This window comes from Urbifossiella limnaea, from assembly GCF_007747215.1.
Lineage (GTDB): Bacteria > Planctomycetota > Planctomycetia > Gemmatales > Gemmataceae > Urbifossiella > Urbifossiella limnaea.
On the sequence record NZ_CP036273.1, the window covers coordinates 1,901,747 to 1,924,702 of the forward strand.

Annotated in this window: 19 protein-coding genes; 8 read left to right on the forward strand and 11 right to left on the reverse strand. The window is 71.8% G+C overall.

Annotated features, from left to right (window positions below; translation table 11 throughout):
- Positions 1-48: 48 nt before the first annotated feature.
- Entirely contained in the window at positions 49-1,653 is a 1,605-nt protein-coding gene (locus ETAA1_RS07565) for an NAD(P)/FAD-dependent oxidoreductase (RefSeq protein ID WP_145235851.1), read from the forward strand.
- Here ETAA1_RS07565 and ETAA1_RS07570 read toward each other — a convergent pair.
- From ETAA1_RS07570 to ETAA1_RS07585, 4 genes are all read right to left on the reverse strand, one after another.
- Positions 1,622-2,353 (reverse strand): TVP38/TMEM64 family protein, encoded by a 732-nt coding sequence (locus tag ETAA1_RS07570; protein WP_145235854.1) that lies wholly within the window; start codon positions 2,351-2,353, stop codon positions 1,622-1,624. The two genes, ETAA1_RS07565 and ETAA1_RS07570, sit on opposite strands and share 32 nt — an antisense overlap.
- A gap of 12 nt (positions 2,354-2,365) precedes the next feature.
- Positions 2,366-3,226 carry a class I SAM-dependent methyltransferase gene (locus tag ETAA1_RS07575; RefSeq protein ID WP_145235857.1) on the reverse strand — a complete coding sequence of 287 codons (861 nt, stop codon included), beginning with the start codon at positions 3,224-3,226 and terminating at the stop codon, positions 2,366-2,368.
- 66 nt (positions 3,227-3,292) lie between these two features.
- Positions 3,293-3,874 carry a hypothetical protein gene (locus ETAA1_RS07580; RefSeq protein ID WP_145235860.1) on the reverse strand — a complete coding sequence of 194 codons (582 nt, stop codon included), beginning with the start codon at positions 3,872-3,874 and terminating at the stop codon, positions 3,293-3,295.
- Between the two features lie 39 nt (positions 3,875-3,913).
- Positions 3,914-6,358 (reverse strand): fused MFS/spermidine synthase, encoded by a 2,445-nt coding sequence (locus ETAA1_RS07585; protein WP_145235863.1) that lies wholly within the window; start codon positions 6,356-6,358, stop codon positions 3,914-3,916.
- Positions 6,359-6,502: 144 nt separating this feature from the next.
- Here ETAA1_RS07585 and ETAA1_RS07590 point away from each other — a divergent pair, with 144 nt between their 5' ends.
- Positions 6,503-8,338, forward strand: coding sequence for an Hsp70 family protein (locus ETAA1_RS07590; protein WP_145235865.1), 1,836 nt, complete (start codon positions 6,503-6,505; stop codon positions 8,336-8,338).
- A gap of 24 nt (positions 8,339-8,362) precedes the next feature.
- Here ETAA1_RS07590 and ETAA1_RS07595 read toward each other — a convergent pair whose 3' ends face one another.
- Complete coding sequence (locus tag ETAA1_RS07595) at positions 8,363-8,800, reverse strand: TIGR03067 domain-containing protein (RefSeq protein WP_145235867.1); 438 nt, start codon at positions 8,798-8,800, stop codon at positions 8,363-8,365.
- A 19-nt stretch (positions 8,801-8,819) separates the two neighbouring features.
- Entirely contained in the window at positions 8,820-9,242 is a 423-nt protein-coding gene (locus ETAA1_RS07600; protein WP_145235870.1) for a TIGR03067 domain-containing protein, read from the reverse strand.
- Between the two features lie 115 nt (positions 9,243-9,357).
- Between ETAA1_RS07600 and ETAA1_RS07605 the strand changes: the two genes are divergently transcribed.
- The gene (locus tag ETAA1_RS07605; protein WP_145235873.1) at positions 9,358-10,776 is read left to right on the forward strand and encodes a hypothetical protein; all 1,419 of its coding nucleotides are present in this window, start codon (positions 9,358-9,360) and stop codon (positions 10,774-10,776) included.
- Between the two features lie 74 nt (positions 10,777-10,850).
- Here the strand turns inward: ETAA1_RS07605 and ETAA1_RS07610 are convergent, their stop codons facing one another.
- The 3 genes from ETAA1_RS07610 to ETAA1_RS07620 all read right to left on the reverse strand — a co-directional run bounded on the left by ETAA1_RS07610 (position 10,851) and on the right by ETAA1_RS07620 (position 15,242).
- The gene (locus ETAA1_RS07610) at positions 10,851-12,188 is read right to left on the reverse strand and encodes a DUF1552 domain-containing protein (RefSeq protein WP_145235876.1); all 1,338 of its coding nucleotides are present in this window, start codon (positions 12,186-12,188) and stop codon (positions 10,851-10,853) included.
- 78 nt (positions 12,189-12,266) lie between these two features.
- Positions 12,267-14,672 (reverse strand): DUF1592 domain-containing protein, encoded by a 2,406-nt coding sequence (locus ETAA1_RS07615; protein ID WP_145235878.1) that lies wholly within the window; start codon positions 14,670-14,672, stop codon positions 12,267-12,269.
- Between the two features lie 174 nt (positions 14,673-14,846).
- Positions 14,847-15,242, reverse strand: coding sequence for a response regulator (locus ETAA1_RS07620; RefSeq protein ID WP_145235881.1), 396 nt, complete (start codon positions 15,240-15,242; stop codon positions 14,847-14,849).
- A gap of 161 nt (positions 15,243-15,403) precedes the next feature.
- Between ETAA1_RS07620 and ETAA1_RS07625 the strand changes: the two genes are divergently transcribed.
- The 4 genes from ETAA1_RS07625 to ETAA1_RS07640 all read left to right on the forward strand — a co-directional run bounded on the left by ETAA1_RS07625 (position 15,404) and on the right by ETAA1_RS07640 (position 19,419).
- A complete protein-coding gene (locus ETAA1_RS07625) occupies positions 15,404-16,750 on the forward strand; it encodes a hypothetical protein (protein ID WP_145235884.1) in 1,347 nt (448 codons plus the stop codon).
- 77 nt (positions 16,751-16,827) lie between these two features.
- Positions 16,828-17,265, forward strand: coding sequence for a hypothetical protein (locus tag ETAA1_RS07630; protein ID WP_145235887.1), 438 nt, complete (start codon positions 16,828-16,830; stop codon positions 17,263-17,265).
- Between the two features lie 20 nt (positions 17,266-17,285).
- Positions 17,286-18,695 carry a sulfatase family protein gene (locus tag ETAA1_RS07635; RefSeq protein ID WP_145235890.1) on the forward strand — a complete coding sequence of 470 codons (1,410 nt, stop codon included), beginning with the start codon at positions 17,286-17,288 and terminating at the stop codon, positions 18,693-18,695.
- A gap of 67 nt (positions 18,696-18,762) precedes the next feature.
- The gene (locus ETAA1_RS07640) at positions 18,763-19,419 is read left to right on the forward strand and encodes a TVP38/TMEM64 family protein (protein ID WP_145235893.1); all 657 of its coding nucleotides are present in this window, start codon (positions 18,763-18,765) and stop codon (positions 19,417-19,419) included.
- Here the strand turns inward: ETAA1_RS07640 and ETAA1_RS07645 are convergent.
- A complete protein-coding gene (locus ETAA1_RS07645; RefSeq protein WP_145235896.1) occupies positions 19,405-20,622 on the reverse strand; it encodes an ornithine cyclodeaminase in 1,218 nt (405 codons plus the stop codon). The two genes, ETAA1_RS07640 and ETAA1_RS07645, sit on opposite strands and share 15 nt — an antisense overlap.
- 201 nt (positions 20,623-20,823) lie before the next feature.
- Positions 20,824-22,005 carry an aminotransferase class V-fold PLP-dependent enzyme gene (locus ETAA1_RS07650; protein WP_145235898.1) on the reverse strand — a complete coding sequence of 394 codons (1,182 nt, stop codon included), beginning with the start codon at positions 22,003-22,005 and terminating at the stop codon, positions 20,824-20,826.
- A 406-nt stretch (positions 22,006-22,411) separates the two neighbouring features.
- Between ETAA1_RS07650 and ETAA1_RS07655 the strand changes: the two genes are divergently transcribed.
- Complete coding sequence (locus ETAA1_RS07655; RefSeq protein ID WP_145235901.1) at positions 22,412-22,942, forward strand: DUF4188 domain-containing protein; 531 nt, start codon at positions 22,412-22,414, stop codon at positions 22,940-22,942.
- The last annotated feature ends 14 nt before the right edge of the window (positions 22,943-22,956 follow it).

Sequence of the window (22,956 nt, forward strand, 5' to 3'; positions counted from 1 at the left end):
GCGGGTGGGGTGATGATACGCGGGCGGCGGCGGTCGTAAGATTCCCGCATGGCCCTGCGCGTGTCCAACCTGCGCCTTCCGGTCGAGGAGCCGGAGGCGAACCTGCCGTCCCACCTCGCCCGCGCCCTCGGCGTGCGCCCCGCCGACCTCGGCGGCTGGCGCGTCGTCCGCAAGGCGCTCGACCTGCGCGACAAGCGGCAGCTAAGGTTCGTCTACAACTTCGAGGTCGAGTTCCCCGGCGACGACTACCGCCCCGACGGCTCCACGCAGGTCGATCGCGTCGAGGAGCCGCCGTTCGCCATGCCCGCGCCGGGCACGCGCCCGCTGCCGCACCGGCCGGTCGTGGTCGGCTCCGGGCCGGCCGGGCTGCTGGCCGCCTACTTCCTCGCGCTGCACGGCTACCGCCCGCTGGTGCTGGAGCGCGGCACCAAGGTCAACGACCGCATCCGCGACGTGCGCACGTTCGACGACGGCGGCGCCTTCCACCCCGAGAGCAACTACCTGTTCGGCGAGGGCGGGGCCGGCACCTTCTCCGACGGCAAGCTCACCTGCCGCAGCACCGGCCCGGACGTGATGCGCGTGCTCGAACTGTTCGCCGAGTGCAAGGGGCAGCAGCCGGGGAAGCCGAGCATCCTGTACTACCACCGCCCGCACCTCGGCAGCAACCGCCTCCCCGCCGTGGTGAAGGCCATCCGCCGCAAGATCGAGGAGCACGGCGGCGAGGTCCGCTTCCTCACCCGCGTCGAGGACGTGCTGTTCGATTCGACCGGGTTGAAGGGCGTGGCCACGTCGTCGGGGTTCGTCCCGGCGTCGGCCGTGGTGCTGGCCCCGGGCCACAGCGCCCGCGACACCTACACGATGCTGGCGGCGCGGGGCGTGCCGATGAGCGCGAAGGCGTTCCAGTTCGGGGTGCGCGTCGAGCACCCGCAGGGGCTCGTGAACGAGGTGCAGTTCGGCCCGCGGCACAGCAAGTACGAGGAGGTTCTCGGTAACGCGGACTACGCACTGGTGGCGCACGGCAAGAACGACCTGTTCACGTTCTGCATGTGCGCCGGCGGGCACGTCATCCCGAGCGTGTCGCAGGAGGGGTACTTCTGCACCAACGGCATGAGCCTGAGCAAGCGCGACTCCCCCTACGCAAACAGCGGGCTGGTGGTGACCGTGCCGGTGGAGGCGTTCGGCGCCACCGACGTGCTTGCCGGCGTGCGGTTGCAGGAGGTGTACGAGCGGAAGGCGTTCGAGCTCGGCCGCGGCGAGTACCGGTCGCCGGTGCAGCGCGGCCGCGACTTCGTGAACGGCCGGGTGTCGCCGGGCGAGGTGAAGTCGAGCTACCCGCGCGGCGTGGTGAGTGCCGACCTGCGCGAGGTGCTGCCGCCGGTGGTGGCCGAAGCGGTGCGGCACGGGCTGCCGCAGATGGACCGCCGCTGGCAGGGGCGCTTCCTCCCGGACGCGGTGCTGGTCGGCCCCGAGGCGCGGGGCAGCTCGCCGGTGCGAATCGACCGCGACCCGGAGACGCGCGAGTCGCCCGGCGTGCCGGGACTGTACCCGGTGGGCGAAGGGGCCGGCTTCGCGGGCGGGATCGTGTCGGCGGCGGTGGACGGCCTGCGCACGGCGCGGGCGCTCATCGCCCGCTACGCGGTGCCGACGGGGTGAGCCACCGGTCGGCGACGAGCCGCAGGGCGAGCGGCACCGCCGGCATCAGCGCCAGCAGCACCAGCACTCGGGCCGACAGCACCTCGCGGAACGACGTGATCTCGGCCAGCTCCGCCCCCGCGGCTGCGAGCACGACCGTCACCGGCAGCATGGCCAGCCAGCTCGCCCAGGCGTACTGCCGCAGCCGGATCGGCGTCAGCGCCAGCCCCAGGTTCACCAGCCAGAACGGGAACACCGGCGTCATCCGCAGCACGGCTACGTAGAAGGCGCCGTGCCCCTCCACGCCACGGTCGATCCGCTCGAACGCCCGCGCGAGCCGCGGCCGGGTCTGCGCCAGCCGTCGGACCGGTCCCGCGAACACGTACCGCGCCAGCAGGAACGCCAGCGCCGCGCCGGCCGTCGACGACGCGCTGACGACGGCGGTGCCGAGCCCCGCCCCGAACAGGAACCCGGCCAGCACCGTCAGCCACAGGTTCACCGGCAGCGACAGCGCGACGAGACACACCTCGACGAGTACGAACAGGCCGACCGCCGCCGGCAGGTGCTGACGCGCCGCGGCCCGCCACTCGCCGGAGCGGGCGACGACCACGGCCTCGTCCGGCCCGGCGGCGACGAACCACACGAACACCGCGGTAGCGGCGGCGAGGACGAGCAGGCGGCCGGTGGTGAACCGGGCCGGCGGGAGGGGATCGGGAGTCACCGGGACAGGATATCAGGCGGCCCGCGCGACCGCCGGGAGCGGGGCGTGCGTGCCGGTCCGCGCCGCCAGCGGTTTGAACGCCTTCAGCACGAGCACGCGGCCCATCAGCCGCTCCATCAGCATCAGCGGCAGCACCCGCCACGGGTGCGGCAGCTCGGACCGCCGCAGGTGCCGCTTCGCCACCGTCATCTTCTCGAAGCCGGCGAACGCCCGTAGTAACTCGCGGCCGGTCGCCTTCGGGGCGGAGGTCGGGTCGGGCGGGCGCCGCCAGTACCACCCCTGCAGCGGAAACAGCACGTCCTGCCAGTACCCGGCGTCGAACCGGGCCGGGAACAGGCCGATCACCTTGCCGCCGCTCTTGAGCACGCGCAGCAGTTCACCCGGCTCTGGGGTCGGGGCCGGCGAGTGGAGCGCGTTCCACGCCACTACATCGACCGTGCCGTCGGCCGCGGGGAGGCGGTCGGGCTGGAACGGCACCACGGCCGCTCTCAGCCCGCGGCGGTCGAGGTGGTCGCGGACCACGTCGGCCCGGTCGTCGGCGCCCGCGGCCACGGTGACGACACTGCCGGCGGCGGCGTACCGGGCGGCGTCGCAGCCGACGCCGGGGCCGAGAACGAGCACGGACTCGTCGGGGTGGCGGTCGAATTCGAGGGCGGCGGGGAGCCACGCCCCGTGCCGCTGGTAGCGCTTGGCGGCGAGTTCGTCGAGCCACGCGGCGGAGAACGGTTCGAGGCCGTCGTGGCCGCGGCGGTAGGTGGGCGGGCGGAGGAGTTCGCGGTTGGCGAGTTCGCGGGGGTCGGCGCGGCCGGGGGCCGGCGCCGCGGGCTCGGCGGTGGCGGAGAACAGGCGCAAGTGACTGAGCGAGCCGTCCATGGCCCGACCCCTGGCGGGTGCCTTCGGAGCCGGGGCTTTACCCAGCCTCCCGCCGCGGGTCAAGGCCTACTGGTTCCGCCGCCGCCCCACCCACGCGCAGGCGATGCCGCCGCCGAGCGCGGCCGTGGTGTAGGTGGCGAAGTGGGTGTTGGCGACGGCCACGAGCGCCCGGTGGCGGTCGGGCGGCACCGCGGTCGCCCACGGTTCGCCCACCGACACCCCGAGCAGGTCGGCGTGGCGGAGGTTCCCCACGCACGCCATCGCCGACACCGTGCCGACGACCGCGAACAGCCCCGCGAGCGCGCGCACGATGTCACGGGCCGGGGCGGGCGGTGCCGACCCGGCCCGGGCGGCGGCGGCCATGCCGAGGCCGAGAAACAGTCCGCCCCACCACCCGCCGAGGAAGCCCCAGGCAAGGCCGAGGAGGGTCGGGTCGGTGACGCCCGGGATGGGGTTGTGGGCGACGGTGAAGTACTCGGGGCAGAGGCGAGCGGTGAACTGATCCTGGGCGGCGCCGTAGGCGACCATCGCGGCGACGCACGCGGCCACCACCCGCAGCGCGGGGAGGGGGCGAACCAGGGCGACCACGAGGGCGGCGCCGACGACGGCAAGTTGCGCCCAGACGCGCCAGGTTTCGAGGGGTTCCATGAGGGGTGCCCGGCTCGCAGCTCCGCCGCGGGTCAAGGCCTACTGGTTCCGCCGGCGGAACACCTCGGCCATCAGGTTGTCGATCGGCGCGTACTGGTCGGTCAGGATGACGCCCGGCTCCTTCGCCAGGAACGGCTCCAGCACCGACGGCGCCACCTGTCGGGTGAAGAACGGCACCTCCGGCACCGTCATCGCCGCCGGCCCGAGCGCCGCCGCCTTCGCGGTCGGCCAGTACGCCGGCGGCCGCGGCACCACGGCCTCCGTCGCCGCCTTCAGCCCCGCCAGGTCGAGCGGCTTGTCCGAGGCGTAGATGACGTACACCTGCCGCCCGGCCGACCAGTACGCGAACCGCTCGTCGTACTCGGCGGCCGCCTTCGGGTCGGCCGGCCGCTCCGCCGCCGGCGGCTCGCTCGACGCCAGCAGGTGGACGTGCTTGAACGTCTTCTCCAGCGTCGCCATCGCGGCCCGCCACACCTTCCCGTGCTCCACGCTGTCGATGATGGTGAGCAGGAACGCCCCGTCCGGCTTCAGCGCCCGCTTCACCGCGTCGTTGTACTCCTTGGTCATCAGGTGCGACGGCACCGACAGGTCGTTCACCGCGTCCTGGATGACCAGCTCGTAGCTCCCCTTCTCGGCCACCTCGGCGACGAACTGCCGGCCGTCCATGTTCACGTCGCGGTGGTGCTCGTGCTTCTTCAGGCCGAGGAACTCGTAGGCGACGTTCGTCACCTCGGGGTCGATCTCCACCACGTCCATGCGGGTGCCGGGCACGAGCTTCATCGCGGCCCGGGGCAGGGTGTAGCCGCCGCCGCCGATTAGAAGCGTCCGCGGGGCGTCGTTCCCCTTGCGGGCGGCCCGCAGGAACTCGATCTGAATCTCCTCGTGCTTGTAATAGATGTACGTCGGGCGGCGCACGTCCACGGTCGAGTGGAGGAGGTGGTCGAGGTTCAGGTTGTGGAGCACCTTGTACCCGGCGGTGTCGGGGTCGCCTTCCAGCACCGGGTCGGGTTCGTCGCCGGCCGCCAGCGGCTCCAGCTTGGTCGTCACGCGGATCAGGTAGTAGTTGCTGTCGCGCTGCACCACGGTGTTCGGCTCGGCCGTGCCCTCGCCCCACGTCAGGATCACGCCGCCGGTCACGCCGCCGAGCACGATGCTCAGCAGGTACAGCAGCGTGTTGTCCTTCCACACCGGGGCGACGGTCAGGCTCACCAGCGCCAGCACGGCGGTGGCCACGATGATGGTGCGGTCGGTGCCGAGGCCCGAGATCAGCACGTAGCCGGTGGCGAAGGTGCCGGCGATGGCCCCGGTGGTGCTCCAGGCGTAGACGCGCCCGGCAACGCGGCCGACGTGGGCGGCGTCCGGCACGGCCAGCCGGATGACCTGCGGCGAGATGGTGCCCAGCACCGCCATCGGGGCGAAGAACAGCACGAACGACCACATCACGATCTGCGTGACGAGCCCGTCGGTGGCGAACGCCTCGCCGCGCTCCAGGATGGGGCGGGTGACGAGGATGAGGATCGTCAGCCCGCCGGCGAGGACGAGCAGGCCGCCGAGCACCATCCGCGGGTTCCAGCCGCTGCCGGGGCGGTTCACCCGGTCGGCGATGATGCCGCCGACGAAGTTGCCGACGCACGTCCCGGCGAGCATGACGCCGATCACGCCGGTCCACGAGAACAGGCTGACGCCGTGGTGCCGGGCGATGTAGCGGCTGGCGGCCAGCTCCAGGGCCATGCCGCAGAAGCTGGCCAGGAACACGATGGCGTAGGCGTGCCGGATGTCGGCAAACGCGGCGAGGTTCGTGGTCGGAGGCGAGCCGGGGGCGTCAGCCCCCGGTTCCTGGGGTGCCGGCTCGTTCTCCCTCGGCGGGTCGAGTTGCAGCACCACCCACGAGGCGACGGCGGTGCCGGCGAGCAACCCCGCGGCCACGTACACCAGCGAGTTGATAGTGAACATCGGAACGAGGTAGAAGCCGGTGACGTAGTTGCCGATGAGGCACCCGAGCGTACTGAGCGCGAAGATCAGACCCGAGACGCGGCCGGTGCTCGACACGTCCGGCAGGCCGAGCTTGATCGACACCGGCGTCAGCAGGCTGAGGACGAACCCGGCCGGCAGGCACAGGATCGCCGCCAGGATCGGGATGCGCGGCCCGAGCGGGATGGACGTGTGCGCCCCGCTGGCCGCGAGCAGCACCGGGAACACGGCCATCCACAGGGCCGCGAGCGCCCCGCCCATCAGGAGGCCGACGAGGGTGCGCGGGTGGGGGTACTTGTCGGCGATGCGGCCGCCGTAGGCGTTGCCGAGGGCGATGCCGGCGAGGAACACGCCGATGATGCCGGTCCAGGTGTACAGGTCGGACCCGATGAACGGGGCGAGGAGGCGACTGGCGACGAGCTGGAGGACGAGCAGCGCGGCGTTGGCCAGGAACACCACCAGCCCGATCCCGACGAGCCGGGCGAGCGGGAGCGGGGCGGACGGGGAACCCATGCGGCGGAACCTGGTGCGGGGACGGCGAGGGTGTTCGGGTAGTGGTATGCCCGGGGGCCGGGAACGGCCATCGACCCCCGGCGGGCGCTACAATGGCCGAAGTCTCGCCGCTAGCGGCGGTAGAGTCGCCCCCGGAGACGGTTCATGGCTTCCCGGTACGTCGTCGGCATCGACCTCGGCACCACCAACTCCGCCCTCGCCTACGTGGACACGACCGCCGGCGACAAGCCGCCCGTCACGCCGTTCGCCGTCCCGCAGGTCGTGTCCCAGGGCGCCGTCGAGGAGCGGCCGCTGCTGCCGTCGTTCCTCTACCTCCCCGGCGACGGCGAACAACCCGCCGGCGCCCTGAAGCTGCCGTGGGACGCCGCCCGCGACTACAGCGTCGGTGAGTACGCCCGCGCCTACGGGTCGCAGGTGCCGACGCGGCTCGTTGCCTCCGCGAAGTCGTGGCTGAGCCACCCGGGGGCCGACCGCAAGGGGCCGATCCTGCCGTTCCGCGCACCCGAGACCGGCCGCCGAGTGTCGCCGGTGGAAGCGGCCACGCGCTACCTCAAGCACCTCGCCGAGGCCTGGAACCACGCCGGCCCGGGGAAGGGGACCGCCGACAAGCTCGAAGCCCAGGACATCGTGCTGACGGTCCCCGCGTCGTTCGACGCCGCCGCCCGCGACCTGACGATCGAGGCCGCCCGCGCCGCGGGCTTCGAGAACCTGACGCTGCTGGAGGAACCGCAGGCCGCCTTCTACGCCTGGCTCGACCGCACCGGCGACGGGTGGCGCGAGCACGTCGGCGTCGGCGACCTCGTGCTCGTGGCCGACGTCGGCGGCGGCACCACCGACTTCACGCTGATCGAGGTCGCGGAGGACGGCGGCAACCTGAACCTGACGCGGCTGGCGGTCGGCGACCACCTGCTGCTCGGCGGCGACAACATGGACCTGACGCTGGCCTACCAGGTGTCGCAGGCGCTGGCGAAGAACAACACGAAGCTCGACGCCGGCCAGATGGTGCAGCTCACCTACGCCTGCCGCGGCGCGAAGGAGCAACTGTTCGCCAACCCGCGGCTGACGAAGGCGCCGGTGACGGTGCTGGGCAAGGGTCGCAGCCTGGTCGGCGGCACGATCAAGCACGACCTGCCGCGGGCGGACATGGAGGCGGTGCTGATCGACGGCTTCTTCCCCGAGTGCGCCCGCGACGCCGAACCCGCCCGCGCCCGCACCGTGGGGTTGCAGGAGTTGGGGCTCCCCTACGTGTCCGACCCCGGCATCACGCGGCACCTCGCCGCGTTCCTCAGCCGGCAAGCCGAGTCGCTGGCCGGGCGCGAGTCGGCGAAGAAGGCGGGCAAGAAGGGCGCGGTGCTGCCGACGGCGCTGCTGTTCAACGGCGGCGTCTTCAAGGCCGACCCGATGCGGAACCGGCTGTTGGGCGTGCTCGCCTCGTGGGCCAAGAGCGCGAAGGCCGACGCCCCGCGCGAGCTCCCCGGCGCCGACCTGGATTTGGCGGTGGCTCGTGGGGCCGCGTACTACGGCCTCGTGCGCCGGGGAAAGGGCGTGCGCATCCGCGGCGGCACGGCGCGGGCGTACTACGTTGGCGTCGAGACGGCGGCGCCGGCAGTGCCGGGGCTGGCGCCGCCGATCAAGGCGCTGTGCGTCGCCCCGTTCGGGATGGAGGAGGGAACCGAGGCCGACATCCCCGGCGCCGAGTTCGGGCTGGTGACCGGCGAGGAGGCCGAGTTCCGCTTCCTGGGTTCGACGACGCGCCGCACCGACGCGGCGGGCACGGTGGTGGACGAGTGGGAGGGCCAGGCGGAGGAACTGGCCCCGATCCGGACGACGCTGGAGGCGAAGGGCGCGGCCGCGAGGCAGGTGGTGCCGGTCCACCTGCACAGCAAGGTGACGGCGGTGGGCCAGCTGGAGCTGTGGCTGTTCAGCCGCGACGGCAAGCAGCGGTGGAAGCTGGAGTACAACGTCCGCGAGGGGCGGTGAGGGTGCCCCCCGCGGGGTCGCGCGTTACTTTTCGCCCTGGCGGAGCAGCTTCATCACCGTCACGCCGGGGGTGTCGGTTTTGAAGTCGGTCGGGCGGTCGCTGCCGTTCTTCGTGAAAGCCAGCGTCAGCTCCAGGCCCGCCTTCGTCGCCTTCGTTTGGTAGATGCCCAGCACCGTCTTGTCCCCCTTCGGCGGTGAGATGTCGATGTGCCCCGGCGTCTTGGTCGGGTCGAGAGTGTACTTCGCGTCCTCGGCCTTCGCCTTGCCGCCCTCGCGGACCGTCACCGTGCCGTTCTTGAACTCGAACTCCACCTTGTCCGCGTCCTCCTTCGTCTTTCCGCCGAACGACGCCGACAGCACCTTGTAGGTGCCGTCGATCGACTTGGCCGGGGCGTCGCCCTGGGCGGTCCCCGCCCCCGCGACCACCAGCCCCGCCACCACCGCCGCCAGCAACTGCTTCATCGGTCGTCCTCGTGGGTTGCTACTTCCCGCCGTCGCGCTTCAGCCGCACCACCATCACGTCCTTGCCGCCGGCGAAGTCCGCCGGGCGGTCGGCCGTCTCGGTGAACGCCAGCACCACCTCGCCCTTCTCCAGCCGGACGATCCCGGGGAACGTCCGCCCCTTGTCCGGGCCGTCCTGCGGCGCCAGGTCGAGGTGCGCCGGCGTGCTCTTCGCGTCCAGCTTGAGCTTCGCCGGGTAGTCCTTCCCCTTGACCGAAAACGTCAGGTCGTCCTTCTCGATCTTCGCGGCGAAGCCGGCGAGTACGTCCGCCGGCACCGCCTTGCCGTGGTGCGACGCCGACACCGCCTTGTACGACCCGGCCAGGGCCGCGAGCGAAACGTCGTCGGCCGCGACGGTGGTGCCGATCAGGAAGGCGACGGCGGCGAGCGCGAACCGGGTCATGCGAACCTCCGGGCGGGAAACCGGCCGTCAGTGTACCGGTGCCGCCCGCCGGCGGCACCCGCTTGCCCGCCGGCCGAAACCGGCGTACCCTCGGGACTTCCCCCGGGAGCCCGCCATGACACGCCTCGCACTTCTCCTCGCCGCTGCGCTTCCCGCCCTCGCCGCCGACGCCCCGCCGCGGCCGCCCGGCATCATGGCCGGGGCGCACGCCCAGGACGTGACGCCCGAGCACTTCCCGATCTCCGTCAACGGCGGGTTCGCCGACCGGAAGGCGACGAGCGCCGCCGACAAGCTCCACGCCCGCTGCCTTGTCCTCGACGACGGCACGACGAAGGTGGCGCTGTGCGTCGTGGACAGTTGCATGATCCCGCGCGAGCTCGGCGACGCGGCCCGCGCCGCGGCGAGCAAGATGACCGGCATCCCGGCCGCGAACATCCTGATTTCCGCGACGCACACCCACAGCGCGCCGACGGTGACCGGCGTGTTCGGGAGCGACCCCGACGAGCGGTACGTCAAATTCCTCGCGGAGAAGATCGCCGCCGGCATCATGGCGGCGCACGCGAAGCTGGCCCCCGCGAAGCTGGGCTGGGGCGCCGCCGACGAGCCGAACCACGTCTTCAATCGCCGCTGGCTGACGACGCCCGGGTTCGAGAACGCGAACCCGTTCGGCGACAAGACGGACAAAGTAAGGACGAACCCCGGCTACGGGAACAAGGCGCTCGACAAGCAGGCCGGCCCGGTGGACCCCGCCGTGAGCGTGCTGAGCGTCAGGGACAAGGACGGGGCGCCGCGGGCGCTGTTCGCCAACTACGGGCTGCACTACGTCGGCGACCGGCCGGCGCTGTCGGCCGACTACTTCGGCGTGTTCGCCGAGCGCGTCGGCCCGGTGCTCGGGGCGAAGGGCGACGGGTTCGTCGGCGTCCTGTCGAACGGCACGAGCGGCGACGTGAACAACATCAACTTCGCGGGCGCGGCCCCGCCGAAGCGCGAGCCCGGGGAGCGGTCGCGCGAGGTCGCCGAGGCGGTGGCGAAGGCCGCGAGGAAAGCCGCCGACGGCGCCAGCTACCGTAGCGACATCACGCTGTCCGTGGCGACGAAGGAGCTGACGCTGAAGGTCCGCAAGCCGACGGCGGCGGAGGTGGCGCGGGCGGAGGCGATTGTGGCGAAGGCTAAGGGGCCGGTGCTGAGCGGGAGCGAGGAGGTGTACGCCCGCGAGACGCTGCTGCTGGCCAAGTACCCGGACACGGTGCCCGTGCGAATTCAGGCCATCCGCATCGGCGAGTTGGGGATCGTGGCGATCCCGTGCGAGGTGTTCACGCAGATCGGGCTCGACATCAAGAAGCGGTCTTCGACGCAACAGACGTTCGTGGTGTCGCTGGCGAACGGGTACAACGGCTACCTGCCGACGGCGGCGCAGCACGCGCTCGGCGGGTACGAGACGTGGCGGGCTCGGTCGAGCTACCTGGAGGTGGGGGCGGCGGACGCGATCACGACGACTGCCCTGGAACTGTTGGGGCAGGTGACCGGGAAATAGGTACGGGGGTGTCCGCTTGCGGCTTAGCGTCGGGCGACGCTAAGCCGCAAGCGGACACCCCCCGAACGTGATGATCACATCAGGTTCGGCAGCGCCCCGGTGCTGTCGCCGAGGGTGTCCACCTTCACGCGCATCCGGTCCAGCAACCCCACCCACAGGTTGTTGAGCGGCGTCTCGCGGGCGTACTTCACGTGCCGGCCCGGCTTCAGCGTGCCGCACCCGCCGCCGGCCAGGAGGATCGGCAGGTTGTCATGGTTGTGGGCGTTGCCGTCGCTGTTGCCGCTGCCGTAGGCCACCATGCAGTGGTCCAGCAGCGTGCCGTCGCCCTCGCGCACCGCCTTCAGCTTGCCGAGGAAGTACGCCAGCTGCGTCGTGTGGAACGTGTTGATGTCCCGAATCTTCTGCTTCTTCTCGGCCTTGTTCTCGTGGTGCGACAGGTCGTGGTGCCCCTCGGTCACCCCGGCGAACGGGTACGGCTTGTTGCTCCCCTCGTTCGCCAGCACGCACGTCACCACCCGCGTCACGTCGGCCTGGAACGCCAGCACCATCAGGTCGTACATCAGGCGGATGTGCTCGGGGTAGCTGCCCGGGATGCCGGTCGGGGCGGGCACGTCCGGCGTCCGCACCGGCGGCAGCGTCGCGGCGCGCTGGATGCGCTGCTCCACGTCGCGCACCGCCGACAGGTACTCGTCCAGCTTGCGGCGGTCGCCGGCGCCGAGGCGGTCGGTCAGCTCGCGGCTGTCCTCGCGCACGAAGTCGAGGACGCTGCGGCGGCGGGCGTCCTGGCGCTGGCGGACGTTGTCCGGCGTCGTCGAGAAGAGGCGCTCGAACACCAGCTTCGGGTTCACCTCCTTCGGCAGCGGCTGCGTCGCCGACCGCCACGACATCGTGGACGAGTACACGCACGAGTAGCCGCTGTCGCAGTTGCCCGCCATCGCCCCGGCCTCGCAGCCGAGTTCCAGCGACGGCAACCGGGTCTGGTCGGCGAGCCGGCCCGCGGCCACCTGGTCGACGCTGACGCCGGCGCGGATGTCGGTGCCGTCGGTCTTGCGCGGCTGCGACCCGGTGAGGAACGCCCCGAGCGCCCGGGCGTGGTCGCCGCCGCCGTCGCCGTGGGGGCGGGCCTTGTCGGCGGTCAGGCCGGTGAGCACCATCAACTGGTCCTTCACCGGCTGAAGCGGGCGGAGGATGTGCGGCAGGTCGAAATCGGCGCCCTCCTTCTCGGGCGTCCAGTCGGCCATGTTCTTGCCGTTGGGCACGTACAGGACGCACAGCCGGTTGGGGGCCGGGTTGGCGGTGCCGGCGCCCTGCGCCCAGGCGGTCTGCGGTCCCATCGCTTCGAGCCAGGGGAGGGCGACGGACACGCCGAGCCCCTTCAGGGCGGTCCGGCGGCTGATCGGCGAACGCGGCATGACTGGGTTCCTCGGTAACGGCTCGGGGCTTCGCCGCTTGCGGCGTAGCGTCGCGACGCTACGCCGCAAGCGGCGGTCTTACTGGGGCGCCCGCCCGCGGCGCAGGCGGAACGGGTCGGACTGCACGACTTCGGTCACCAGCGCCGAGAACTTGTAGTCCTGCCGGGCCAGCCCGGCGACGACCTTGTCCACGGCGCGCTTGTCGGTGAACTCCAGCCCGCGGCCCACCGCGTACGTCAGCAGCTTCTCCGCGAGGCAGCGGGCGAACAAGTCCTTCTTCGTCAGCAGAATCTTCTTCAGCTCGACCGGCCCGGCGAACTTCACGCCGCCCGGCAACTCGCCCGACGGGTCGATCGCCGCGTCGCCGTCCTTCGCGCGGAACGCCCCCACGGCGTCGAAGTTCTCCAGCCCGAAGCCGAGCGGGTCCATCTTGGCGTGACAGCTGGCACACGCCGCGTTCTTGCGGTGCTCCTCCATCCGCGCCCGCAGCGTCAGCGCCGTCGTCTTCTTCCCGGCTTCCTCCAGCTCGGGCACGTTCGGCGGCGGGGGCGGCGGCGGGGTGCCGAGCAGCTGTTCCAGCACCCACCGGCCGCGCTTCACCGGGCTGGTTCGCGTCGGGTTCGAGGTGACCGTCAGCACGCTGGCCTGCGTCAGCACGCCGCCGCGGTTCGTGCCGGCGAGCGCCACCCGCACGAACTCTTCTTGTCGGCGCCCGCCGCGGGCCGCGTCCTTGAGGCCGTACAGCCGGGCGAGGTCGGCGTTCACGTAGGTAAAGTCGGCGTCCAGAATGTCGAGGACGCTGCGGTCCTGCCGGACGATCTCGCCAAGGAACAGCTTCGTCTCCTGGAACATCGCCGCCCGCAGCCGGTCGTTGAACTGCGGGAACAGTTTGGCGTCCGGCTGGGCGTTCTTCAGCGGCTGGAGCTGGAGCCACTGCATGGCGAACGACTCGACCAGCGTGTTCGCCTTCGGGTCGGCGAGCATCCGCTTCACCTGCGCCGGCAGGTTCGGCGTCAGCTGGTTCTTCCCGGCCAGCTCGAAGAGTTCGGCGTCGGGCATCGACGCCCACAGGAAGTAGCTCAGGCGCGACGCCAGCTGGTACTCGCCGATCGGCCGCGCGTCCGGGCCTTCGGGGCGGTCGTCGAGCTCGACGCGGAACAGGAACTTGGGCGACACCAGCACCGCCGTCATGGCGAACTGCACGCCGGCCTCCCACGACTCGCCCGCCGCCGTGCGCGACTCGGCGAGCTTCACGAGCCGGGTCAGTTCGTCCGGCGTCACCGGCCGGCGGTAGGCGCGGGTGGCGAAGCGGCCGAGCACCTCGCGCGACTTGTCCGCGGCCGGCTTCGACTCGTCGCACTTGAGCAAGGCGCGGTGGGTGGCGGGGCGGGTGTCGAGCGGGCCTTGCAGGTACAGGTTCTGCACGAACAGGGTCGGCGCCGGCTCGCCCGCCTTGGGCTTGACCAGCGCCACCGCCATCCGCTTCAGGCCGATGTTCGCCGGAACCTTCGCCTCGATCACCTGCGGCGTCTTCTCGGTGCCGGTCACGTCCACCGTCTTGAGGATCACGAACGGCCGCAACCCCTTCACGGCCGCGCCGCTCAGTTTCTCGGCCTCCGCGTCGGAAGCGACGCCGGGGGCGGCCTTGTCGCACACCGCCAGCACCGCCACCCGCACCGGCTCCGAGCCCGTCGTCTCGGCGCGGACGCGGGCGCGAAAGATGTACTCGCCGTCCGTCGGCACCTGGTACTGCGTGTGAACGGGGCCGGTCTCCACGGCGTCGCCGCCGTCCTTGACCGACATGACGCGCCAGTTGTTCTTCAGCGGCACCTTCGCCGACGCGGGTTCGAGGTACTGCCCGCCCTGCCAGCGCTCCGGCGACTTGACCGGCGTCACCTGAACGGCCCGGTCCATGATCGACTCGGCGGCCGCGAGGTAGCGCTCGAGCAAAACCGGCGGCAGCGTCAGCACGTCTCCGATGTTGTCGAAGCCGTGGCCCACGTCGTCGGAGGGGAAGTCGTCGGCCGGGGTGAAGTCGACGCCGACGAGGTCGCGGACGGTGTTGTTGTACTCCAGCCGGTTGAGCCGCCGCATGGTGACGCGGCCGGGGTCGGGCGGGGCCGTGCGGTCGTGGTGGTCGAAGACGCCGCCGACGGTCTTGAGGAAGGCGTCGTTCTCGGCGGTGGTCGGCCGCGGCCGCGACTCCGGCGGCATCTCGCCGGCGTGGATCACGTCCTGCACCCGCTGCCAGATCTTGCGGTCTTTCAGGATCGATTCGGCGGTCGCGTACCGGGTCAGCGACAGGTCGGCCTTGGGGCGGGTGTCGCCGTGGCAGCCGAGGCAGTGCTTCTTGAGGTACGCGACGCCGTCGGCCGCGAACGCCTTCGCCTCCGGCGCCGGCGGCTGAGCGGGACTGCGCGTGAGGCCGGCGACTGTGAACGCGGCCAGCGCAAGACCAACTGGCAACAGGCGGGGCAAGGGCATATCCGGTCCGGCGGGCGGGAACGTGCAGCGGGGGCGGGAGTTACAGAATCTTACCCCGCACCCAGGCGGCGGGCCAGCGCAGGATTCCCATTCCGACGCTGATCTTGATGAGTCGGTGACATGTTTCCGGGGATCGACCCCCCTCGGCCGGAAACAATGATTTCGACGAGAGGGTCAGCGGGCGGCGAGTAGGCGCCCGACGACGGCGACTAGGTCGGCGGGCCGGTACGGCTTCGGAAGGACTGCCGTGGGCAGGTGTTGCGGCTCAGCGGCGGGCGTGTCGTCGATGGTGCTGCCGGTGGTGAGTACGACGCGGGCGTCCGGCCGGAGCCGCCGGAGTTCCGCCAGCACCTCCCAGCCGTTGAGCCCCGGGAGATTCAGGTCGAGCACGACGACCGCTATTTGGTCGTTGTCGCGGAACACGGCTACAGCGTCCGGGCCGCTGGCCGCGCCGAGGACGGCGTACCCGGCACGTTCCAGGACCATTCGGGCCATGACGATGATTGTAGGTTCGTCTTCGACTACGAGCACGGTGGAGCGAACGGCTGGTGCGTCGGCAAGGTTGTTCATTAGAATCTATTGAACGAGCGCGTGACGCGATCGGCCAGCCCCCGGGTCGGCGTACCCGGCCGGGCGGCAGCGCGGTACGCTGTGGGGGTCCGAACATGATGTGTCTGCGGACCGCGGGGCCGACCCGCGCCGCTCCGGTCGTCGGAGGGGGTGCAGCCGAGATGACCGCCGCCGCCGCGTACCACGCCCTCCTCGCCGCCGACCCCGGCCTCGCCGCCGAGTCGGCCGCCGCACTCCTCCACGGCCAGGACGCCCGCGGCCTCGTCTACGCCGGCCGCCCGGTGTGCGGCGTGCTGCGGCCGCGGTTCCTCACGCCCGGGCAGTTCCGCCGCCTCCACGACACCGCCAGCGGGCTGCTGCCGGCGCTGCGGGCGGCCCACACCCGCGCCGCGGCCGACCCGGCGTTCCGCCGCCAGTTCCGCCTCCGCGACTGGGAGGACGAGCTGTTCGCCCTCGACCCGGGCTTCCCCGAGCCGACGCCCGCCGGCCGGTTCGACGCCTTTTTCGCGTCCGAGTCGGAACTGGTCTTCACCGAGTTCAACACCGAGACGACGGCGGGCGCCGGCTACTCCGACTCGCTCGCCCGCCTGTTCCAGGGGCTGCCGGCGTTCCAGGAGTTCAGCCGCAAGTTCTTGTCGTGGCCGGTCATCGACCGGGCCGGCACCCTGCACGCCCTCGCCGACTCGTACCGCCGCTGGCGCGGCACGTCGACCGAGGCGCCGCGGGTGGCCATCCTCGACTGGCGCGACGCCCCGACGTTCGCGGAGTTGGTGCTCTTCTACGACTACTTCCGGGCGATGGGCGTGGAGGCGCGGATCGTGGACCCGCGCGACCTGGAGTACGACGGCGGCAAGCTCCGGGCCGGCGAGTTCCACGCGACGCTGGTGTACCGCCGCGTCGCGGCCGGCGAACTCGCCGCCCGGTGCGGGCTGGAGCACCCGCTGTTCCGTGCCGCCCGCGACCGTGCGGCCTGCGTGGTTAACCCGTTTCGCGGCCTGCTGCTCGGGAAGAAGGCCTCGCTCGCCGTCCTCAGCGACGAGCGGAACGCCGACCTGTTCACGGCCCGGCAGCGAGACCTGATCGCGGCGCACGTGCCGTGGACGCGCGTCGTCGAGGACCGCCGCACGACCGCCGACGGGGCCGGGGTCGAACTCGTGGCACACGTGCTGGCGAACCGCGACTCGCTGGTGCTGCGGCCGAACGACACGCTCGGCGCGGAGGGGACCGTGTCCGGCTGGCGGGTCGACCAGCCGGCGTGGGAGGCCGCGGTGCGGCGGGCGCTGGAGGAGCCGTTCGTGGTGCAGCGGCGGGTGGGCCTGCCGCGGGAGCCGTTCCCCGTGGCCGACGGTGGCCGTGTCGAGGTCCGGGACCTGTACGTGGAGACGAGCCCGTTCGTGGCGTTCGGCGAGTTCGTGAGCGGCTGCCTCACCCGGCTCGCGGCCGACGCGCCGGTTAACGTCGCCGCCGGCGGGTCGGTAGTGCCGACGTTCGTGGTCGAACCCCGCTGACAGTTTCGGGTTCAGTGTTTAGAGTTCACAGTGGACCAGCCGACGTCGAACACACCGCGTTAAACTCGAACCTCGACATGATCGACACCTTCGACCGCGACGGCATCCGCTTTCAGTACCCCGGCAACTGGCGGCCCGACCCCGACGCCGCGGACGACGACGGCGCCGGCTGGACGGTCGTGCTGCAAAGCCCCGGCACCGCGTTCCTGCTGGTGTCGCTACGGCCCGAGGCCGAGACGCCCGCGGAACTCGCGGACCAGACGCTCGCCGCACTCCGGGCCGAGTACAAGGAACTCGACGCCGACGACGCCGTCGAGACGCTCGCCGGCCGCGCGGCCATCGGCCACGACATCGACTTCCTGACGCTCGACACGTCGGTCGCCTGCCTCACCCGCTGCCTGGACACGCCCGGCGGCCCGCTGCTGCTGATGGGGCAGGTCGGCGAGTACGACCGGGCCGTGGCCGAACCCGTGTTCCGCGCCGTCTTCGCGTCGCTCGTCGTCGACGCCGAGTGAATCTCTCTCCCGGAGCCGCCATGCGCTACCTCGTCACCGCCGTACTCCTCGCGGCCGGTTCGCCCGCGCTGGCCCAACCCCGCCCGAACATCGTCCTCATCGGCGCCGAGGACATCTCGCCGAGCCTCGGCTGCTACGGCGACCCCGACGCCGTCACCCCGAACCTGGACCGGTTCGCCACCCAGGGCGCCCGCTTCACGCGCGCGTTCACCCACGCCCCGGTCTGCGCCCCGAGCCGCAGCGGTCTCATCACCGGCGTTTATCCCACCACGCTCGGCACGCACCACATGCGCTCCAAGCTCGCCCGCACGCCGGACCTGTTCGTCGACTACCTCCGCAAGGCCGGCTACTTCGTCGCGTGGCCGGGCAAGACGGACTTCAACTTCGACCTGCCGAAGGCGTGGGTGGATACGACGCAGGACTGGACGAAGAACCCCGCCGTGCTGCCGACCGACCGGCCGTGGTTCGCTTACATCAACTACACGGTGACGCACGAAAGCCAGGTGCGGGCGACGCCGGAAGCGTACGCCCGCAACACGGCGCGGCTGAAGCCCGAGGAGAAGCGCGACCGCGGCCGGGTGGCGCTGCCGCCGTACTACCCCGACACGCCGGTCGTGCGCGAGTGCGTCGGCAAGTACCACGACAACATCACCGCCCTCGACTACCTCGTCGGCGACGTGCTCCGGTTGCTGGACGAGCGGCGGTGGGCGGAGAACACGATCGTGGTGTTCTTCGGCGACCACGGGTGGGGGCTGCCGCGCGGCAAGCGCTGGTGCTACGACAGCGGCACCCGCATCCCCCTGCTGGTGCGCTGGCCCGGGGTCGTCCGCCCCGGCACCGTCCGCGACGACCTGACGGCGTTCATCGATCTGGCGCCGACGTTCCTCACGATCGCGGGGGCCGCGGTGCCGCCGCACATGCAGGGGCGAGTGTTTGTCGGCCCGCGGACGGGGCCGGCGCCCGAATACGTGTTCAGCTGCCGCGACCGCATGGACGAGACGTACGACCGCATCCGCAGCGCCCGCGGGCCGCACTTCCGGTACGTCCGCAACTTCCACCCGGAGTTGCCGTACGCCCAGTGGCTGAACTACCTGGACGAGATGCCGGTGATGAAGGACTGGCGGCGGCTGGCGTTCGCCGGCACGCTCACCCCGACGCAGCGGCTGTTCTTCGCCCGGACCAAGCCGGCGGAAGAACTGTACGACACCCGCACCGACCCGCACGAGGTTCGCAACCTCGCCGCCGACCCGGCCCACGCCGACACCCTCCGCACGATGCGCGGGGCGCTCGACCGGTGGATGGCGGACACGAAAGACCTCGGGGCGACGCCCGAGCGCGAGTTGATCGCCAAGGGTCTGGTGCGCGACGTGTTGAGCACCGAGTACGAGGCCCGGCTGAAGCTCCACCCGAAGGGCCCGCCCGTGCCGTGACCGCCTCGTCAACCAGCGGCGGGAACTCGGGCTCGACCCCGACGCCGTCAGACGCTACGTCGCCGCCATGCGCCTGTACGTGATCATCTTCGTCTGCGTCGCCCTGACGTTGATTCCCGTCTTCCTTTTCGACGACGAGATCGACGCCGCCTTCGCCGGCCCCGAAGGGCTGCGGCGCCTCCAGGAGTACGGCGGCTGGGCGTGGCTCGTCGGGGTCGGCCTCATCGTCGCCGACCTCGTCCTCCCCGTCCCCTCGACGGCCGTCATCGCCGGGCTCGGGATGCTGTACGGGCCGCCCCTCGGTGGGCTCGTCGGCGGCGTCGGCTCCACCCTCGCCGGGCTCGTCGCCTACGCCGGCGGCCGCTGGCTCGGCCGACCCGCCATCCGCTTGTTCGCCGGCGATTCCGACCTGGAGAAACTCCGCCGCTTCTTCGCCAGGCACGGCCTGTGGGCGGTCGCCCTGTCGCGGTGGATGCCGCTGCTGCCCGAGGCGCTCTGCTGCCTCGCCGGGGCGGCGCGGATGCGGGTCGGGCCGTTCTCGGCGGCGCTGGCGTGCGGCAGCTTCGCGATGGGCTTCGCGTTCGGCGTCCTCGGCGAGCACTACCTCGACCGGCCGGCCGTCGGGCTCGTCGTCAGCGCCGCGATCCCGCTGCTGGTCTGGCCGCCGGTCCACTTCTACCTGAAGCGCCGGCCGGTGGTCGAAGCCGACTCACCCGTGGCGTAGCTCGGCGTCGAGCGCCCGCAGGAACGGCTCGGCGTCCGACACAATCCCGACCGTCTGCGTGCTGCCGCGGTCCATCAGCTTCGTCACCGTCGCCGGGCTGATGTCCACGCACGCCACCTTCACCCACGCCGGCAGCAGGTTCCCCACCGCGATGCTGTGCAGCGTCGTCGCCACCATCAGGCAGAACCCCACGCCCGGCAGCAGCGCCCGCATCGCGTCCTGGGCCGCCAGCGAGTCCGTCACCACGTCCGGCAGCGGGCCGTCGTCGCGGATGCTGCCGGCGAGTACGAAGGGCACGTTGCCCTTCACGCACTCGTACATGATGCCGCTGGTCAGCGTGCCGGCCTCGACCGCGGCGCGGATGCTGCCGTGCCGGCGGACGGTGTTGATCGTCCGCAGGTGGTGCTCGTGCCCCTCGGCGGTCGGGATGCCCTTCTCCAGCGACACACCCAGGCTCGTCCCGTACAGCGCCTGCTCGATGTCGTGGGTGGCCAGCGCGTTCCCGGCGAACAGCACGTTGATGAACCCCTCGCGGACCATCCCCGCCACCAGGGCCGCGCCGCCCGTGTGGACCACGGCCGGGCCGAGCACCGCCAGCACCTGCTCGCCGGCGGCGCGGGTGCGGCGGATCGCGTGCGCGATCTCGCGGGTGCTCACCCCCTTCGGCTTCTCGCTCGACACCGCGCTCGTCATGAACTCGAACAGCTCGTGCCGCTTCGCCGCCGCTTCCTCGGGGAGCACGCGGATGCCGGCGCGGCCGACCACCACGCGGTCGCCGCGCTTCACGCCCACCATCGGCACGCACCGCGGCGGGTCGAGCACGACGCCGCAGTCCATCTCCTGGCCGGCCACGTCCACCCACTCGCCGCCGAGCCGGACCTGCGTGCGGAAGTTCGTGCTGCAATAGAAGCCGTCGGGGAACGCGCCGTCCAGGTCGGCGCCGACCGCGGCGCAGTCGGCGGGGTGCACCGGCGCGGCGCCGTGCGACAGGATTTCCGTCAGCACCGCGTCCAGCTGCTCGGCCGAGTCGGCGCGAATCTCCAGCCGCGCGTAGGAGGCGTCGCCCTGGGTGCGGCCGACGCGGAACTCCTGCACCTCGTACGTCGCCCCGCGGGTGACCACGGCGTCGAGCACCTTGGGCAGCAGCAGCGAATCGAGGATGTGGCCGGACAGCTCGACGTGTTCGACGTGCCGCGGCGTCATGGCTCGGCCTCCGGGGGGAGCGGATACCCCATCCTACCCGTGAGCCACGGCGGGCGGCGTCGTTCGTACCGGGTCCATTGTGTGTCACCGACCCCCCCGGGGGGTCGAGGCACGAATTGAGTCCAATACACAAAAATATGTCGGTCCGTCGCCGCGGTGCGGTGAACGCCGTAACGTGTTACCGCGCCGGGGTGTGCGGCGCTATAACACCTCGCGCAGCACGGCCGCGAGGCGGTCCAGCTCCGATTCCGTCGTGAAGAACGGGTGGCTGACCCGCAACAGCAACCGGTCCGGCCGCTCGATCACCGGGATCTCTACACGACGGTCCCACAATGCCCGCCGTAGCGCCGCTGCGTCGGTACCCGCGGGCAACTCGAACGCCGTCATGGTGCCGCTCAGCCCCACGGGCGTGGCCGGCGGCAGGTCGATCACGCCGCGGGTGTACGCCCCGAGTTCGGCGGCGCGGCGGCGGACGTTGTCCCAGCCGAGGGCGTCCTGGAAGTCGAGCGCCGCGGGGACGGCGAGCCACGGGCACGGGTCGCGGGTCCCCTCGAACTCCAAAAAGCGGACGCGCGGCGTCGAGCCGAAGGCGTCGGGGGCGTCCGGGTGCGCGCTGCCGCGCGGGTCGCCGAGCGGATAGCTGTCCGGCTTGTAGCCCCAGCTGACGTGCAGCGGTTCGATCGCCTCGCAGTTCGTCCCGAGCGCCAGGAAGCCGGCCCCCGTCGGCGCCAGCACCCACTTGTGCAGGTTGCCGGCGTAGTAGTCGGCGCCGACCGCGTCGATGTCCAGCGGCAGCAGCCCGGGTGCGTGGGCGCCATCGACCACCGTGCGAATCCCCCACCGTCGCGCCGCCGCGCACAGCTCCGCGGCCGGCAGCACCAGCCCGGTCGGCGACAGGACGTGGCTGAAGAAGAACAGCCGGGTGCGGTCGCTGAAGGCGGCTTCCGCGGCGGCGACGATCTCGGCCGGGTCGGCGGCCATCGTCGGCAGCGGGAAGGTGCGGATGGTCAGGCCGCGGCGGGCGGCGAAGCGCTCCCACACCCACACCATGCAGCCGTATTCGTGGTCGGTGAGGAGCACCTCGCCGGGCTCGACGGCCGGCAGCCCGGACGCGACGAGGTTGATGGCCGCGGACACGTTCGACGTGAAGACGAACCGTTCCGGCCGGGTGCCGAGGAACGCGGCGGTGCGTTCGCGGGCGCCCCACAGGAGCGGCGGCACGGTGCGGACGAGGAAGTTGGTCGGCCCCTCGGCGAGCTGGCGGCGCAGCTCGGTGACGCGGTCGAACACGGCGTGCGGCACGGGTCCGAACGACCCGGCGTTGAGCATGGTGACGGCCGGGTCGAGCATGACCGCGGCGCGGGCGGCGGACCAGTCGGGCATGGCGGAAGGGATGAAAGTTGTGGGATGAAGGATGAGGTGAGGATAGCGGGTCCGTGCTCGCGGACGTAGGCGCGTCGATTCGGCAGGGTTGGGAGCGTGGTTTGACACTCGCCCGCATGTCGGTTAGCCTGGCCAGCCGCGAGGCTGGCGCGGCGATACTGCGGTTTCGCCGGCGCGACAGGCTGCGCACGGCGTATTCGAATCACTTGTTCGTCGTCACCCCCGAGCCGGTGCGGCGCGGGGTGCGTTAGTGGGATAGGTCGCGCGGGCAGCCGTCGGAGGGTCGGCGGTAGTTTCCCTTGCGGCCAGTGGTTGCGGCCGATATTCTGGCGCCGGTCGGTGCATGTGATAGGCCGCGCCGGCGCGGGATAACCAATGGTTCGGCTGCGCGAGAGGGGTATGCCGGATGGGAAGGATCCACCGGGAACGGCTAACCGTGCGGGTCGAGGGGCCGTTCGTCGTTTTCCTAGTTGGGATGCGGATCAACAAGCCGTGGAAGATCCACAAGTGGCTACCGGTCTTGTGGGCCATGCGACGGATGCTCCGTGAGCTGGCCAGCCGGCCCGAGGCCGGGTGCCTGGGCTACTTCAGCTGCAGGACGACGGTGGTCCAGTACTGGCGGTCGTTCGTCCACCTTGAGGCATACGCCCGCAGCCGTGACAGCGAGCACTGGCCGGCCTGGGTGGCGTTCAACCGGCGGATGGCCGGGTGCCGGGGGGACGTCGGGATCTGGCACGAGACGTATCTGGTCCCAGCGGGCGGCTACGAGGCGATCTACAGCGGAATGCCGCCGCACGGGCTGGGGCGGGTCGGCGAACTCGTGCCGGTCGCGGAGCGGACCGACGGAGCGCGGCTCCGGTTAGGCGGTGAGGGTAGGCCGGCCGAACTGTACGCGGCACCGGACCCGGCCCGCCTCAATATTTCTGGGACTTCATAGCGTATTGGTGCGGG